The organism is Candidatus Pseudomonas auctus, from assembly GCF_048654275.1.
GTDB classification, from domain to species: Bacteria; Pseudomonadota; Gammaproteobacteria; order Pseudomonadales; family Pseudomonadaceae; genus Aquipseudomonas; species Aquipseudomonas pharyngis.
The window spans coordinates 767,171-782,907 of the sequence record NZ_JBJYZK010000001.1; the positions used below are offsets into that span (position 1 = coordinate 767,171).

The 15,737-nt window shown below is 61.8% G+C and carries 14 protein-coding genes; 11 read left to right on the plus strand and 3 right to left on the minus strand.

All coding sequences use genetic code 11. The features are described 5' to 3' along the window. Positions 1-180 precede the first annotated feature (180 nt). From ACKUG4_RS03420 to ACKUG4_RS03470, 11 genes are all read left to right on the plus strand, one after another. Positions 181-1,029: a polysaccharide deacetylase family protein gene (locus tag ACKUG4_RS03420; RefSeq protein WP_236187868.1), complete on the plus strand. Its 849-nt coding sequence runs from the start codon at positions 181-183 to the stop codon at positions 1,027-1,029. Then, positions 1,022-1,912, plus strand: coding sequence for a polysaccharide deacetylase family protein (locus ACKUG4_RS03425; protein WP_445433435.1), 891 nt, complete (start codon positions 1,022-1,024; stop codon positions 1,910-1,912). Before ACKUG4_RS03420 ends, ACKUG4_RS03425 begins: the two co-directional genes overlap by 8 nt. Beyond that, on the plus strand, positions 1,909-3,261 hold the full coding sequence (locus tag ACKUG4_RS03430) for an MmgE/PrpD family protein (RefSeq protein WP_445433436.1): 1,353 nt from the start codon (positions 1,909-1,911) through the stop codon (positions 3,259-3,261). Before ACKUG4_RS03425 ends, ACKUG4_RS03430 begins: the two co-directional genes overlap by 4 nt. Before the next feature lie 16 nt (positions 3,262-3,277). Continuing rightward, the gene (locus ACKUG4_RS03435; protein ID WP_064596823.1) at positions 3,278-4,456 is read left to right on the plus strand and encodes an MFS transporter; all 1,179 of its coding nucleotides are present in this window, start codon (positions 3,278-3,280) and stop codon (positions 4,454-4,456) included. 157 nt (positions 4,457-4,613) lie between these two features. Further along, complete coding sequence (locus ACKUG4_RS03440; protein WP_445433437.1) at positions 4,614-5,300, plus strand: HPP family protein; 687 nt, start codon at positions 4,614-4,616, stop codon at positions 5,298-5,300. Positions 5,301-5,708: 408 nt separating this feature from the next. Next, positions 5,709-7,322, plus strand: a complete 1,614-nt coding sequence (locus tag ACKUG4_RS03445) for an acyl-CoA dehydrogenase family protein (protein WP_445433438.1) — start codon at positions 5,709-5,711, stop codon at positions 7,320-7,322. Between the two features lie 2 nt (positions 7,323-7,324). Continuing rightward, a complete protein-coding gene (locus ACKUG4_RS03450; protein ID WP_445433439.1) occupies positions 7,325-8,551 on the plus strand; it encodes a cytochrome P450 in 1,227 nt (408 codons plus the stop codon). A 3-nt stretch (positions 8,552-8,554) separates the two neighbouring features. Further along, the gene (locus ACKUG4_RS03455; protein WP_445433440.1) at positions 8,555-8,959 is read left to right on the plus strand and encodes a RidA family protein; all 405 of its coding nucleotides are present in this window, start codon (positions 8,555-8,557) and stop codon (positions 8,957-8,959) included. After that, the gene (locus ACKUG4_RS03460; protein WP_445433441.1) at positions 8,952-9,806 is read left to right on the plus strand and encodes an alpha/beta hydrolase; all 855 of its coding nucleotides are present in this window, start codon (positions 8,952-8,954) and stop codon (positions 9,804-9,806) included. The genes ACKUG4_RS03455 and ACKUG4_RS03460 overlap by 8 nt, the downstream gene beginning before the upstream one ends. 166 nt (positions 9,807-9,972) lie before the next feature. Beyond that, on the plus strand, positions 9,973-11,079 hold the full coding sequence (locus ACKUG4_RS03465; protein WP_445433442.1) for an enoyl-CoA hydratase/isomerase family protein: 1,107 nt from the start codon (positions 9,973-9,975) through the stop codon (positions 11,077-11,079). Positions 11,080-11,082: 3 nt separating this feature from the next. Continuing rightward, positions 11,083-12,234, plus strand: a complete 1,152-nt coding sequence (locus tag ACKUG4_RS03470) for an acyl-CoA dehydrogenase family protein (RefSeq protein WP_445433443.1) — start codon at positions 11,083-11,085, stop codon at positions 12,232-12,234. A gap of 255 nt (positions 12,235-12,489) precedes the next feature. On the opposite strand, the gene ACKUG4_RS03475 is transcribed toward ACKUG4_RS03470, so the two are convergent. The 3 genes from ACKUG4_RS03475 to ACKUG4_RS03485 all read right to left on the minus strand — a co-directional run bounded on the left by ACKUG4_RS03475 (position 12,490) and on the right by ACKUG4_RS03485 (position 15,730). Then, the gene (locus ACKUG4_RS03475) at positions 12,490-13,263 is read right to left on the minus strand and encodes an enoyl-CoA hydratase (protein WP_064381493.1); all 774 of its coding nucleotides are present in this window, start codon (positions 13,261-13,263) and stop codon (positions 12,490-12,492) included. Between the two features lie 14 nt (positions 13,264-13,277). After that, the gene (locus ACKUG4_RS03480; protein ID WP_445433444.1) at positions 13,278-14,405 is read right to left on the minus strand and encodes an acyl-CoA dehydrogenase; all 1,128 of its coding nucleotides are present in this window, start codon (positions 14,403-14,405) and stop codon (positions 13,278-13,280) included. Between the two features lie 131 nt (positions 14,406-14,536). Continuing rightward, complete coding sequence (locus tag ACKUG4_RS03485) at positions 14,537-15,730, minus strand: acetyl-CoA C-acyltransferase (protein WP_445433445.1); 1,194 nt, start codon at positions 15,728-15,730, stop codon at positions 14,537-14,539. Positions 15,731-15,737: the final 7 nt, after the last annotated feature.

Sequence of the window (15,737 nt, forward strand, 5' to 3'; positions counted from 1 at the left end):
CCCTCTCCCCCAAGGGGGCGAGGGGGAAAGGGAGCCGATTTGCGTGCTGTTCAGAACCTGAGTTCGACTCGATTTTTCAGGTCGAGGCAACCCTCCAAAACACCTCAATCGGCTCCCTCTCCCTCCGGGAGAGGGCTGGGGTGAGGGAAAGCTTGTAAATACCATCGGAGCGTCACCCCCATGTCCGCCCCTCAACAACCCACCTGGCCCGACCAGCACAAAGCCTGCCTCGCCCTCGCCTTCGACCTCGACGGCCCGACCGGCGATGCCATGCTCAACAACTCGATCTGGCACAAACCCGAATACTTCGGCTTCGGCGGCTACGGCCCCTACCGCGCCTTGCCACGCCTGCTGGATCTGCTCGACACCTTCAAGATCCCGACCACTTTCTTCGTCCCCGCCTGGGTCGTGGAAAACTGGCCAAAACAGTGCCAGGCCATCGTCGAGCGCGGTCATGAAGTCGCCTACCACGGCTACAAACACGAATCCTTCTACGCCCTGACGCTGGACCAGCAGCAGGCCGTGATGAACAAGTCCCGCGACGTGTTCTGGCAATACCTGCACATCCGCGCCGAGGGGTTTCGCACCCCGTCGGGTGACTGGCGCGCGGAAACGCCGGCGATGCTGGCCGACAACGGTGTCATCTATTCCAGCAGCATGCGCGGCGACGATCGCCCGTATCTGGTCAACGTCCCCGGCCATGACACGCCGCTGGTGGAGATTCCCGGCCGCTGGGAAATGGACGACTACGCCTCCCTCGCCTACACCCGCGCACCGAACTTCCCGTCCGGGCTCGACCGCACCGCCAGCTACGAGCTGACCCTCGACAACTGGCAACGCGAGTACGACGGCGCGATGGACGAAGGCCTGTGCCTGACCACCCTGTTCCACCCGAAAATCACCGGCAAACCGGGGCGCATCCTGTTGCTGGAGAAACTCTTCGACCACATGCGCCAGCGCGATGACGTGTGGTTCGCCACCTGCCGCGACGTCGCCCGCTGGTGGCTGAAGGAGCATCACCATGGCTGACGCTGACAACCTCTGGCCCGCCGGCAAACGCTGCGCGGTGGTGCTGACCGTCGATTACAACGACATCCACGGCATTCTCACCCAGGCCCCGGAAGTCGCCGGGCGCGACAAGACGCTGTCGGTGTGGCGCTACGGCACGCAACGGGGCGTCGAGCGTTTGCTCGGCCTGTTCAGGGAACTCGGGGTGCGCAGCAGCTGGTTCGTGCCCGGCATCGTCGCCGAGGAAAACCCGCAGCACATCGCCGCGATTCAGGCTGACGGCCATGAAATCGCCTGCGCCGGTTACCGCCATCAGAATTACGACACGCTGGATCTGGCGGCGCTGAGTGCGGAAGTCGCCAAAGGCTGCGCAGCGCTGCAAGCCTTGACCGGCGTGCGTCCGACCGGTTTCCGGATTCCCGCCGGCAACGGCGCGCCGGGATTCATTGAAGCCTTGAGAGACCACGGCATTCACTGGTCTTCCTCATGGCGCGGCGATGACCTGCCGTTCTTGCACCCGACCGCGCCCGAAGTGGTCGAGTTGCCGCTGCATTACGAACTGGAAGACGAGCCTTATTTCGCCTTCAACCTGAGCCCGGCCGTGCCGCCGGCACAATCGCGGATCGCTTCCTACAGCCACACCCTGGGCAACCTGCAAATGGACTTCGCCGGATTTCACCGCTTCGGCCTGTGCTACGTGCTGCGCCTGCACCCGGAAATCATCGCCACGCCAGGACGCATCGGTGTGCTGCGCGAATTGCTGCAAAGCATTCAGCAGCATGACGACGTGTGGATCGCCAGCGGCACCGAAGTCGCGCAGTGGTGGGCGCAAACGGCGGCGCCGGTCACGCAGGATCATCCGGCGTCGGTATATGAGCGCCATTATCGGGACTACCTCGTATGACCGAACGCATGCAGCGGCTGGCGCAGTTTTGCGTCGAGACCCGCTTTGAAGACCTGCCGCCAGCGTTGGTGGAACAGGCCAAGCGGCACATTCTCGACACCTTCGGCGCAGCGCTGGCCGGGGCTGACAGTGCGGTGGCGCTTCAGGCGCGGCAGGTGTTCGGCGCGGAGCCGGGCAACGCGCTGGTCTGGGGTTCGTCACTGCGAGTCGGCGCAGGGCATGCGGCCTTGCTCAACGGCATCGCCGCCCATGCGCTGGAGCTGGACGACACCGGCGGTTGCGATCACTCGGGCGCGGTGGTGTTGCCGGCGGTGATGGCGGCGCTGTCACTGGTGGATCGGCCGGTGGACGGTCGCGAATTCATCACCGCCGTGGTGATCGGCTACGAAATTGGTCGGCGGGTGCTGGAAGCCTGCGGCAGTTATTCGGCGCACAACGGCGCCGGCTGGCATTCAACCGCCACCTGCGGCGTGTTCGGCGCGGCGGCAGCCTGTGCGCGGGTCTTTGCGCTGGATATCGGGCAAACCGTGTCGGCACTGGGCATTGCCGGCAGTTTCAGCGGCGGGTTGTGGGCGTTCATCCATGACGGTTCGCAAAGCAAGAAACTGCACAGCGGCCGGGCGGCCGAGGGTGGTTTGCTCGCAGCGCGTTTTGCCCGTGAAGGCGTCAGTGGGCCGTCGGTGTTGTTCGAGAATGTCTGGGGTGGATTTCTCAAGACCCTGGCGCCGGGCAGCGCGCAACCGGATGCGCTGGATGCCGAATTGGGGCGTGTGTGGAAACTCGCGCGCTGTTCGATCAAACCCTATGCCGCGTGTCGTGGCACCCATTCGGCCATCGATGCACTCGGCTTGTTGCTGGAGCAATTGCAGGTCGGCGCCGATCAGGTGGAAGACGTCCAGGTGAACCTGTGCGGGTTTCTGCTCGACATGTGCGGCGGCCGCGACACCCGCAGTCTGGCCGCCGCGCAAATGAGCCTGCCCTACGCCCTCGCCGCGCGACTGGTGCATGGTCATTGCCGCCTCGAGGCTTACGATGAGCAGCCGCGCAACGATCCGCAAATCACCCACTGGCTGACGCGCATTCGCCTTGAAGTGGATGAGCGACTGTCGGAGGATGGCGAGCCGCTGGTCATTGTTCGAACCCGCGACGGGCGTCAGGCGAGGCTGTGCGTCGAGGTGCCGCTGGGTGCGCCGGGCAATCCGCTAAGCGAGGCGGCGCTGGAGGAGAAGTTTTTCAGTCTGGCGCTGCGAGTCATTTCACCGGTCAAGGTTGAGCCGTTACTGGCGCAACTGCGGCAACTGCAAACGCTGGATTCCGTGCGCAATCTTGAGCACCTGTTAACCGAATAAGGACATTTGATTTTCCGTGGCCACCTACTCGCTCGTTATCCGCCGCCTGATGATCGTCTCGCTGACCATCGTCGTCAGCCGCGCCATCACCAGTCCGTTGCTCACGCTGTTTCTGAGCAACAAGCTCGGCCTCAACCAACAGGATGTCGGGCTGTTGCTGGGCATCGCGGTGTTCATCGCTACCCTGCTTGCGCTGTACGGCGGCTACATCATCGACCGGCTCGAGAAGCGCCGGTTGCTGATTCTGGCGATGCTCTCCAGCGCCATCGGCTTCGTGCTGCTGACCTTCGCCAAAGACCTGTACCTGACGACCGCCACCCTGGTCATCACCGAAACCGCCTCTGCGCTGTTCCTGATCGGCTCCAAGGCGATCCTCAGTGAAAACCTGCCCATGGGCCAGCGGGCCAAGGCGTTTTCCCTGCGCTATACGCTGACCAACATCGGCTACGCCACCGGCCCGATGCTCGGCGTGGTAATCGCCGGGGTCTACCCGATTGCGCCGTTCCTGATTGCCGCCGGCATCGCTTTCGGCAGCATCTTCCTGATGATCGGGATTCCCAAGGATGCCAGCCCGGTCGCCGCCATCGGCCAGCCGCAAAGCTTCCTGAAAACCCTGATCACCCTGAAAAACGACCGCACGCTGATCATGTTCACCTGCGGCTGTCTGCTCAGCACCGTGGTTCACGGCCGCTTCACCCTGTACCTGTCGCAATACCTGCTGGTGGTCGAAGACTCGCAACGGGCGTTACAAACCATGGCTGCCCTGCTCGCCTGCAACGCCATCGCGGTGATCCTGCTGCAATACCAGATCGGTCGCTTCCTCAACCGGGAAAAACTGCGCTACTGGATCGCCGCCGGCACCAGCCTGTTCATCCTCGGCCTGATCGGCTTCAGCCTGGCCGACAGCCTGGTGACCTGGTGCATCGCGATGTTCATCTTCACCCTCGGCGAGATGATCATTTACCCGTCGGAATTCCTGTTCGTCGACACTTTGGCCCCGGAAGAACTGCGCGGCAGCTATTACGGCGCGCAGAACCTGGCGGCCCTCGGCGGCGCGCTGAGCCCGGTGATTTGCGGCTTTCTGCTGATGCATACGCCGGCGCCGACCATGTTCTACGCCCTCAGCGCACTGACGGCGATGGGCGGGTTTCTGTGTTTCATGAGTGGGCGGCGCGTGGCTTTACTGCATAAATAATGCACTGAAACTGCATTTATATGAATTTGTCAGCATCGTGATTGCTTGGCACACTGTGCGCGTTCCTCCCCCAATAGTTGGAACACTTCGAAGGACTTTCCGCGTTTACGGACAAGTCCTTTTTTTTGCCCTGCATTTCGCAAAGGATCGATTCTGCATGCTCGCTCGCTGGTTGCCCGCCGCCATCAACACCCGTCCCACCGAATGGAGCCGCGCCGCCATCGGCATGGCGCTGGGCACGTTGTTCAGCGTGTGGGCGTGCAGTCAGGTATTCGGCATTGAAGTGGCCTACCACCTGATCGGCCCGCTGGGCGCCTCGGCGGTGCTGCTGTTCGCGGTGTCCTCCGGCGCCCTCGCCCAGCCATGGTCGATCATCGGCGGCTACCTGTGCGCCGGTGTCGTCGCGTTGCTGGTGGCCCACGTGCTCGGCCGATCCCTGGGCAGTGCGTGCCTAGCGGCGGGCATGGCGCTGATCCTGATGTGCTGGCTGCGCTGCCTGCACCCGCCGGCCGGCGCCGTGGCGCTGACGATGGTGCTGGCCGACCCGCTGACCATCGCCATGGACTGGAAAGCCCTGGAACCGGTGATGCTCAGCGCCGCCTGCCTGCTGCTGGCCGCCCTGGCCTACAACAACCTGACTCGCATCCGCTACCCGAAACGCCCCGCCGAACCGGCGCCGGCCATGGCACCGGTGGATATTCAGGCCATCACGGCCGAGGATCTGAAACGGGCAATGGCCGATATGGAGGCATTCATCGATGTCACGCCGGAGGATCTGGAACGGTTGATTCATGCCAGTGAGCTGCATGCCAAGCGGCGCAGCATTGGTCAGGTATTCAGCTGACCGAATCGCTCCCCGCCTCGACGATTGAAGAGACTGTGCGCGTGCGCTTGTGCGTGCTTCCGACAAAAGGCCCTTCGCCAACCTTGCCAAATGATCGGGAGTCACTAGATTTCATCTCTGTACCGCACAGAGTTGTCTGCCTTTCACTAAGAAGTCTGGCTCGCTGTAACGCCCAGTAGCGATGACATCGGAAGTCTGGCCATGGAGAAACGCTCAACGTCGTTGAGAAGCGAGCTGGCTTTGCGCTTTGATTGAACCGTTCACTTCAAAAAACACCGCATTGCCTGCGTAACCTGTTGTCCGCTCGATGCCCCGCCTGTTGTACACAGGTACATGTGTTCTTCGCCAGCTCCGTAAATCTGGTGGTTTTCGAATCCCTGATTTCGAGATCTGCGAGAGGAACGTTTCATGAGCGACCCACTGCTGCAATTGCTGCGCACGCCCTTGTTCGACCCCGGCAAGCGCCATCGTCTTTCCTTACGCGAATACATGGATCTGAACATCGATCGTATGCGCGCCATTTTAGGCGGCGGCCACATGACCAACGGCATGTGGCTGGGCCAACCCTGTCAGTCCGATTTCCGACTGCTGCTTCAACGCGCCGCCTACCTGGGCGCTTATGACTATTCCCTGATTGCCAGCATCGTCGATCACATGATTGCCGGCGATGCCTTGCTTGCTCATGGCGATGATCGTCAGGTGCGTGACTACCGTGAAGAAATCAACCGACTGGGTGCCGTCTATGCATTTGGTTGCACGGAAATCGCCAGGGGTTCGGAAGTCGGCAATCTGCAGACCACGGTCATCCACGACTCGCAAAACCATTGCCTGATCCTTGACTCACCGTCTGCGCAAGCCTGCAAGTTCTGGATCGGCAACGCCCTGCACGCGGCCCAGGTGGTCATGGTACTGGGACGTCTGATCGTCAATGGCGTGGATGAGGGACTTCACTGGTTCCGAGTGCGCATTCGCGAGAACGAGAACGGCCCATTGCTGCCGGGCGTGCGCATTACCACCTGCGATCCGAAGGGCGGCATTCATGCCAATCAGGTTGCCGGCATCCGCTTTTGTGCAATGAAACTACCGCTGGAAGCGATGATGCAACGCTATGCCCGATTCTCGCCAGACGGCGTCTTCAGCAGCGACATCATGCGCAAGGAGCGCCTGACGTGCGCGATGCAGACATTCATTCAGGAACGCCTGTTCCTTATTGCGGCCGCTTGCGGGGCCGCCAGCCTGTGTGTCCACCTGGGGTATCGTTTCGCTTGCCATCGACTGGTCAAGAATGCCGATAACAACCAGCCACTGCTGAGCCGGGCCCTGTTTCGACAACGGTTGTATGTCGAGCAACTCAAGGTCCTGGCCCTGAAGCTGCTGGAACAGGCGGTCCTGGCCCGGTTCGAGGGAATGTGGAGCCAGCCGAAAAAGCGCACCGAGCTGCATATTCTCGCCGCCATCGCCAAAAGCGTCGGCACCTGGCTGGGGCTGGACGTCATCCGGGCAACCCGGCAGCTCTGTGGGTCCCAGGGGTTTCACCATGACAATCAGATCGTCACCTTGTGCATGGATCACGAGATCAGCACCACGTTCGCCGGTGATAACAGCATCCTGTGTGCTCAGGTCGCCAGGGACGCCATCACCCGACCACGGTTTGCCTCCCATAACATCGCCCAGCGCATCGAGTCGCTCATCGTTGATCAATGCCGCGCCAGTGCTGAATTTTCCCACCGCCAGGCCGTGGCACTCACCTACGCCCGCGCGCTGGACCTGATACTGGTCGAAGGCGAACGCGACCGGCTCGTTTCGCCCGCAACGCTTCAGGACATGCTCCATGTCTTTTCCCCGGTGTTGCACCCTTGGGGGCTGTCGGTCGCTGGCGACGAACTGGAACTGCACGCGACGCAAGCCCGGCTCGGCGAGATCGACGATCTGCTCAAGCCACCGCCGGAGCTGGTCAGCGCCCCCATCGACAAACCCGATTACGCGGAGCGTTTCACGGCTGCACTCTATGAGGACGCGTGAGCATGGCCATTCATTCCTTTCCGGACTTCTCTGACCGCTACACCATCCAGAACCCCTATCCGGCGTATGCGTACCTGAGAAATCATCAACCGGTCTATTGGTGCGATCACTTGCATGCCTGGTTTCTGACCCGCTATGGCGATGTCCATGCCGCCCAGGCCGATACCCGACGTTACTCCTCGAACCGTATGCGGCAACTGGTGGACACCCGCGTATCGAAAGAACAACGCGAGCAGCTGAACGTCTTCGTCCGCCTGGCCTCGCAATGGATGTATTCCCAGGATGGAGACGCGCACAAGGCCAGTCGTCAGTTGCTGGGCAAGGCATTCACACCCCGCGCCATTGAGTCGTTGCGCCAGATCATTCAGGACATCACCGATCGAGAACTGTCCGGCCTGCAAGGCCAGGTCGACCTCAAGGCCAGCCTTTTCGACCGGATTCCCGCGCTGATCCTCGCCGAGCTGTACGGCATCGATCGCGAAGACGCCCTGAAACTGCGGCGCTGGACGAGGGACATCGTGATGTTTGTCGGCGGCAGCCACGATCCCGACTATGGGCCTGAACAGGCGCTGGCAGGGATTGAAGAAATGTACGCCTACTTTGCCGACCTCATTGAAAAGCGCCGCCGCCAACCCCGGGACGATCTGGTTAGTCGGGTGCTTGAGTCGAGTCTGGAAAGTGCGGCAAGCGATGACGAGGTACTGGCGCAGATTGTCTTCATTCTGGTTGCCGGTTACACCACCAGCGCTGACCAACTCTGTATCGGCCTGCTGCACTTGCTCGAACACCCTGCGCAGCATGCGGCCCTCAAAGACGATCCGGCCCTGGTAAACCCGGCCGTGGAGGAAATGCTGCGTTTCGATGCCGCCGGTTCCTTGAGCCATCGAGTGCTGACCGAAGACGTCACGATCGAAGGCGTCACGATGAAGGCAGGAGACCTGGTCTATCTGATACGAGCCTCCGCCAACCGCGATCCTGCGAAATTCACTGACCCTGACACCTTCGATATCCGTCGAGCTGACCATGACCATCTGGCATTTGGCCGTGGACAGCACTTCTGCATGGGCACGGCGCTGTTCCGCCTGGAGGCCGAGATCGTTTTTACGTCCCTGCTCAAGCGCTTTCCCGATTTGGGTCTTGTCGTGGACAGCCCTGCGACCTGGCGCAACAGCAACCTTCAATTCCGGGGTTTGAAGGCACTTCCGATCAATCTTGGCAAAGGAGTCTGAACCATGGAGTTTCAACGTGTGTTTTCTGCCGCCCCCTGGGAATCCATCGCCGGCGACTGCAGAGCCTTGAAGGCTGGCGATACCCTTCTGGTAGGCGGCACGGTGGCGTTCGATGATGACGGCAAACCCTTCAAGCCCGGCGACGCCTATGCCCAGACGCTGCGGTGCCTGGAGATCATCGAACAGGCACTAAAACAACTGGGCGCGGATCGCACGCGCATCATTGCAACCAGCATGTACACCAGCAATATGGATCTCTGGCCGAAAATCGCCCAGGCCCACAAGGAATTCTTTGATCAACATCCACCCACCACCAAGCTGCTGGAAGTCGCACGATTGATCGGCCCTGAATTCGTTATAGAGATTGAGGCAGAGGCGCGCTCGACCCGGGATCGCGGTCATGAATGAGGCCTCTTTGACCGTAGAGGACGCCAGAGCAGCGTTGCGTCAGGCACAAGTGACCCGTGTTCACGACATGGCGATTGAAAGTCACGGTCGCCGGTTGCCGCTGCGCCTTTACTGGCCTGCGGGCAAGGGGCCTTTTGCCGTGCTGGTGTTCTTCCATGGTGGCGGCTGGGTCACGGGCGACCTGGATACCCATGATGGTTTCTGCCGACTGATGTGTGACTGGGCTGGCTGTGCGGTGATCGCCGTTGATTACGCCCGCCCTCCGGAACACCTGTTTCCGGCAGCCCTGGATGATTGCTGGACAGCTTTGCAGTGGGTCGTACGGCAGGGTCGCGAGCATGGCCTTGATACTTCGAGAATCGCGGTCGCCGGCGGTGGCTCCGGAGGGGCAATGGCCGCGGTCATCTGTCAGCGCGACTCGGCGCAGCAAAGACCGTGTCTCGGCTTTCAGCTGCTGCTTTACCCTTTGCTCGATTGTCACACCCGATACCCGTCCCACGAGCAGTTCGCGCAAGGACATGGCCTTACCACACAGATGCTCGAATGGTATCTCGGACACTATCTGCCGCCCGGCACATCGCGCACCGATCCGCGGTTGTCCCCCCTGCTCGACGACGCGTTGCACGGACTGCCGCGGACGCTGATCATCACCAGCGAACTCGACATTCTGCGGGATGAAGGCCGTGCCTATGCAGCGAGATTGCGTGCAGCAGGTGTGAGCGTCGAACACCTGGAATTTAAAGGCATGCGCCATGGTTTCATGAACCATCCCGCGGCGCATGATGAGGCTCGGCAGGCACTGCTGTCATGCGTCCGCTCGCTGCAGGCACAGTTTCGCGGGGAGTGACAGCCAGTGCTTCTCTGCGCGGGAGTTCCCCCGGTCAAGATCAGGCAAAAATGCAGATAGCCCATGCACATATCCCCGTTGTACACGGCAAATTTGCACTGTTACGATCCGCTAACGCTCGCGCGCGAGTTTCTCGAATAAAGACAATAAAAGCAGGGAGTTAGTGATGACTGCTCAGGTTTCATCCCCGCGGACTTCGTCCATGGACGCCACGCCACACGAAGTGCTGGCCGAGGTTCGCAACCACATCGGTCATCTGACCCTCAATCGCCCCGCCGGCCTCAATGCCCTGACCCTCGATATGGTGCGCCAGCTCCAGCAGCACCTGGACGTCTGGGCCGCCGATGCCGATATCCACGCGGTGGTACTGCGCGGTGCCGGCGAGAAAGCCTTCTGTGCCGGTGGCGACATTCGCTCGCTGTACGACAGCTTCAAAAGCGGCGACACGCTGCACGAAGATTTCTTCGTCGAGGAATACGCCCTCGACCTGACGATCCACCACTACCGCAAACCGGTGCTGGCGCTGATGGACGGTTTCGTTCTCGGCGGCGGCATGGGTCTGGTGCAAGGCGCGGATCTGCGGGTGGTCACCGAGAAGAGCCGTCTGGCGATGCCTGAAGTGGCGATCGGCTATTTCCCGGATGTCGGCGGCAGTTATTTCCTCCCACGGGTTCCCGGCGAGCTGGGGATTTATCTGGGCGTCAGCGGCGTGCAGATCCGTGCAGCGGATGCGCTGTATTGCGGCCTCGCCGACTGGTATCTGGACAGCAGCAAACTCGGCATCCTCGACGAACAGCTTGATCATCTGGAGTGGCACGACACGCCACTCAAAGACCTGCAAAGCCTGCTGGCCCGCCACGCCGTGCAAACCCTGCCGGATGCGCCGCTCGAAGCCTTGCGCCCGGCCATCGACCACTTCTTCGCCTTGCCAGATGTGCCGAGCATCGTCGAGCAACTGCGCGCCGTAACCGTCGCCGACAGCCACGAATGGGCGACCACCACCGCCGACCTGCTGGAAACCCGCTCGCCGCTGGCCATGGGCGTGACCCTGGAAATGCTCCGTCGCGGCCGTCACCTGAGCCTGGAACAGTGCTTCGCCCTCGAACTGCATCTGGATCGCCAGTGGTTCGAACGTGGCGACCTGATCGAAGGCGTGCGCGCCCTGCTGATCGACAAAGACAAATCACCACGCTGGAATCCGCCGACCCTGGCCGCGCTGCACGCCGAACAGGTCGCGAGTTTCTTCCACGGTTTCGCAGAGAGCGGGAGCTGAGCCATGCACGATCTCGAATTGACTGAAGACCAGGTCATGATCCGCGACATGGCCCGGGACTTTGCCCGTGGCGAAATCGCGCCCAACGCACAAGCCTGGGAAAAGGCCGGCTGGATCGATGACGCCCTGGTGGCAAAGATGGGCGAACTCGGCTTGCTGGGCATGGTAGTGCCGGAAGAATGGGGCGGCACTTACGTCGACTACGTGGCTTATGCGCTGGCGGTGGAAGAGATTTCCGCCGGTGACGGCGCCACCGGCGCGTTCATGAGCATCCACAACTCGGTGGGCTGCGGCCCGGTGCTGAACTACGGCAGCGAAGAACAGAAACAGACCTGGCTGGCGGATCTGGCCAGCGGCGCGGTGATCGGCTGCTTCTGCCTGACTGAGCCCCAGGCCGGCTCCGAAGCCCACAACCTGCGCACCCGCGCCGAACTGCGCGACGGGCAATGGGTGATCAACGGCGCCAAGCAATTTGTCAGCAACGGCAAGCGGGCGAAGCTGGCGATCGTGTTTGCGGTGACAGATCCGGATCTGGGCAAGCGTGGCATCTCGGCATTTCTGGTGCCGACCGACACGCCGGGCTTCATCGTCGATCGCACAGAACACAAGATGGGCATCCGCGCTTCCGATACCTGCGCCGTGACGCTGAACAATTGCAGCATTCCTGAAGCCAATCTGCTGGGTGAACGCGGTAAAGGTTTGGCGATTGCCCTTTCCAACCTGGAAGGCGGACGCATCGGTATTGCCGCGCAAGCATTGGGCATCGCCCGTGCAGCGTTCGAGGCGGCGTTGGGTTACGCCCGTGATCGGGTGCAGTTCGGCAAGGCCATCGTCGAGCACCAGAGCATCGCCAACCTGCTGGCGGACATGCAGATGCAGATCAACGCGGCACGCTTGATGATCCTGCACGCGGCGCGGCTGCGCACGGCGGGCAAACCGTGTCTGTCGGAGGCTTCGCAGGCCAAGCTGTTTGCGTCGGAGATGGCTGAAAAGGTGTGTTCGTCAGCGATTCAGATTCATGGCGGGTATGGGTATCTGGAGGATTACCCGGTTGAGAAGTACTACCGGGATGCGCGGATCACCCAGATTTATGAGGGGTCGAGCGAGATACAGCGAATGGTGATTGCTCGGGAGTTGAAGAACTATCAGTTGTGACCGTGTCGGCCCCTTTCCCTCACCCCAGCCCTCTCCCGGAGGGAGAGGGAGCCGACCGAGGTGTCTGGCGTCATACATCGACCTGAAAGATCGCGTCGATTATGGATAGCGGACTACATGCTTTTTACAGCCTGAGTTCGACTTGGTAATTCAGGTCGGCGTAACTCCCGAGTACAACCCGGTCAGTCCCCTCTCCCTCCGGGCGGTCCGACGTTTCGGGAGGGTTAGGGTGAGGGGGCTCTTGAGGGCGCCGCGTTATTTGCCCTGGAACTCGGCAGGCCGCTTGGCCACAAACGCCGCCATCCCCTCCTTCTGATCCTGCGTCGCAAACGCCGCATGGAACACCCGACGCTCGAAGCGCACGCCCTCAGTCAGGTTCACTTCGAATGCACGATTCACGCTTTCCTTGACCATCATCGTAATCGGCAGCGATTTGCTGGCGATCACTGCGGCGACTTTCAGCGCTTCGTCCAGCAACTCGGCACTCGGCACGATCCGCGCGACGATGCCGCAGCGCTCGGCTTCCACCGCGTCGATCATGCGGCCGCTCAGGCACATTTCCATGGCCTTGGCCTTGCCCACCGCCCGCGTCAGACGCTGGGTGCCGCCCATGCCCGGCAGCACGCCGAGGTTGATTTCCGGCTGGCCGAACTTGGCGTTGTCGCCGGCCAGGATGAAGTCGCACATCAGCGCCAGTTCACAGCCGCCGCCCAGGGCAAAACCGTTGACGGCGGCGATGATCGGCTTGCGGCGGTTGGCCACCCGATCGCTGTCGCTGAACAGATCGTCCATGTAGATCTGCGGGTAGGTCAGATCAGCCATTTCCTTGATGTCGGCACCGGCGGCGAAGGCTTTGGTCGAACCGGTGATGACGATGCAGCCAATGTTCGCGTCGGCTTCAAAACCATCGAGCGCGCGGTTCACTTCGCTGACCAGTTGCGCGTTGAGGGCGTTCAGCGCCTGTGGACGATTGAGGGTGATCAGGCCGACGCGGCCATGGGTTTCCAGCAAAATCGTTTCGTAACTCATGTGCAGATTCCTTCTCAAAGATTGCGCGAAATGACCATGCGCTGAATGTCGCTGGTGCCTTCGTAGATCTGGCAGACCCGCACGTCGCGGTAGATGCGCTCCAGCGGGAAGTCGTTGAGGTAACCGTAACCGCCGAGGGTTTGCAAGGCCATGGAGCAGACCTTTTCGGCCATTTCCGAGGCGAACAGTTTGGCCATCGACGCTTCGACCAGTGCCGGCTGACCGCTGTCGCGCAGGGCGGCGGCGTAATGCACCATCTGCCGCGCCACGGCGATCTGGGTGGCCATGTCCGCCAGGCGGAATGCGACAGCCTGATGTTCGATGATCGGCTTGCCGAAGGTGTCACGTTCACGGGCGTAATCGCGTGCCGCTTCGAACGCGGCGCGGGCCATGCCCACCGATTGCGAAGCGATGCCGACGCGGCCACCTTCGAGGTTGGCCAGGGCGATCTTGTAGCCCTCGCCCTCCTCGCCCAACCGGTTGGCCACCGGCACTTTCACGTCTTCGAACAGAATCTGGCAGGTGTCCGAGGCGTGCTGGCCGAGCTTGTCTTCGACGCGAGCGACTTTGTAGCCCGGCGAGTCGGTCGGCACGATAAACGCGCTGATCCCGCGCTTGCTGGCGCTTGGGTCGGTGACCGCAAACACGATCACGATCCCGGCGTTCTGCCCGGAGGTGATGAACTGTTTGCAGCCGTTGAGCACGTAGTGATCGCCTTCCAGCCGGGCGCGGGTTTTCAGGCTGCTGGCGTCGGAGCCAGCTTGCGGTTCGGTCAACGCGAAAGCACCGAGCATCTCGCCGCTGGCCAGCGGTTTGAGGAAGCGCTCGCGCTGGTCGTCGTTGCCGAACTTGAGGATCGGCACGCAACCCACCGAGTTGTGCACGCTCATGATCGTCGAGCAGGCGCCGTCGCCGGCGGCGATTTCTTCCAGGGCCATGGCGTAGGCCAGGTAACCGGTGTCGCAACCGCCCCACTGCTCCGGCACCAGCATGCCGAAGAAGCCCAGCCCGGCCATTTCGCCGATGGCTTCTTTCGGGAAGCGGTGTTCGCGATCCCACTCGGCGGCGAACGGTTTGAGCCGTTCCTCGGCAAACTGCCGGGCCATGTCGCGGATTTGTTGTTGGTCGTCATTGGGAATCATGGCAAATCCTTAAAACATAAAACCTGTGGGAGCCAGCCTGCTGGCGATTGAAGTCTGTCAGTCAATATTTGCTTGTATGACACACCGCTATCGCCAGCAGGCTGGCTCCCACAAGGGATTTGGTGTTTACCTCAGTTGAGGCACTCGACCGCCATCGCCGTGGCTTCGCCGCCGCCAATGCAGATCGCCGCGACGCCGCGTTTCAGGCCTTTCTGGCGCAGGGCCGAGAGCAAGGTCACCACAATCCGCGCGCCGGACGCACCGATCGGGTGGCCGAGGGCGCAGGCGCCGCCGTGGATGTTGAGCTTGTCGTGAGGAATTTCCAGGTGGGTCATCGCCGCCATGCCGACCACGGCGAAGGCTTCGTTGACCTCGAACAGATCGACCTGATCCAGCGACCAGCCGGTTTTCTTCATCAGCTTCTTGATCGCCCCAATCGGCGCCACCGGGAACAGGCCCGGGGTGTCGGCAAACGCGGCGTGGCCGTGAATCACCGCCAGCGGTTTCAGACCTTGTTGCTGCGCTTGCGACTGACGCATCAGCACCAGCGCAGCGGCGCCGTCGGAAATCGAGCTGGAGTTGGCCGCAGTTACCGTACCGCCCTCGCGGAACGCCGGTTTCAGCGAAGCGATCTTGTCCAGTTTGGCCTTCGGTGGCTGCTCGTCGTTGCTGATCACAACCTGTTCTTTGCCGACGGTCACGGTCAGCGGCACGATCTCGGCCTTGAAGCTGCCGTCCTTGATCGCCTGCTGGGCGCGGGTGGTCGAGGCAATGGCGAAAGCGTCCTGAGCCTCGCGGCTGAAGCCGTTGGTTTCAGCGCAATCCTCGGCGAAGGTGCCCATCAGGCGGCCCTTGTCGTAGGCGTCTTCGAGGCCGTCGAGGAACATCGAATCCAGCACCCGGCCGTGGCCCATGCGATAGCCGGCGCGAGCGCGGTCCAGCAGGTACGGCGCGTTGGACATGCTTTCCATGCCGCCGGCGATCACCACATCGGCGCTGCCGGCCAGCAACATGTCGTGGGCCAGGATGGTGGTTTCCATGCCCGAGCCGCACATCTTGTTGACCGTGGTGCAACGGGTGGATTTGTCCAGCCCGGCGCCCAGCGCAGCCTGACGCGCAGGCGCCTGACCGAGACCGGCCGGCAATACGCAGCCGAACAACACTTCATCGACCGCATCGGTGGCGACACCGGCGCGTTCAACCGCCGCCTTGATTGCTGCTGCGCCGAGTTGCGGCGCAGTCAGGCTTTTCAGTTCGCCCTGAAAACCGCCCATCGGGGTGCGGACGGCGCTGACGATGACAATCGGATCATTGGAGATGGTCATGGGAAAT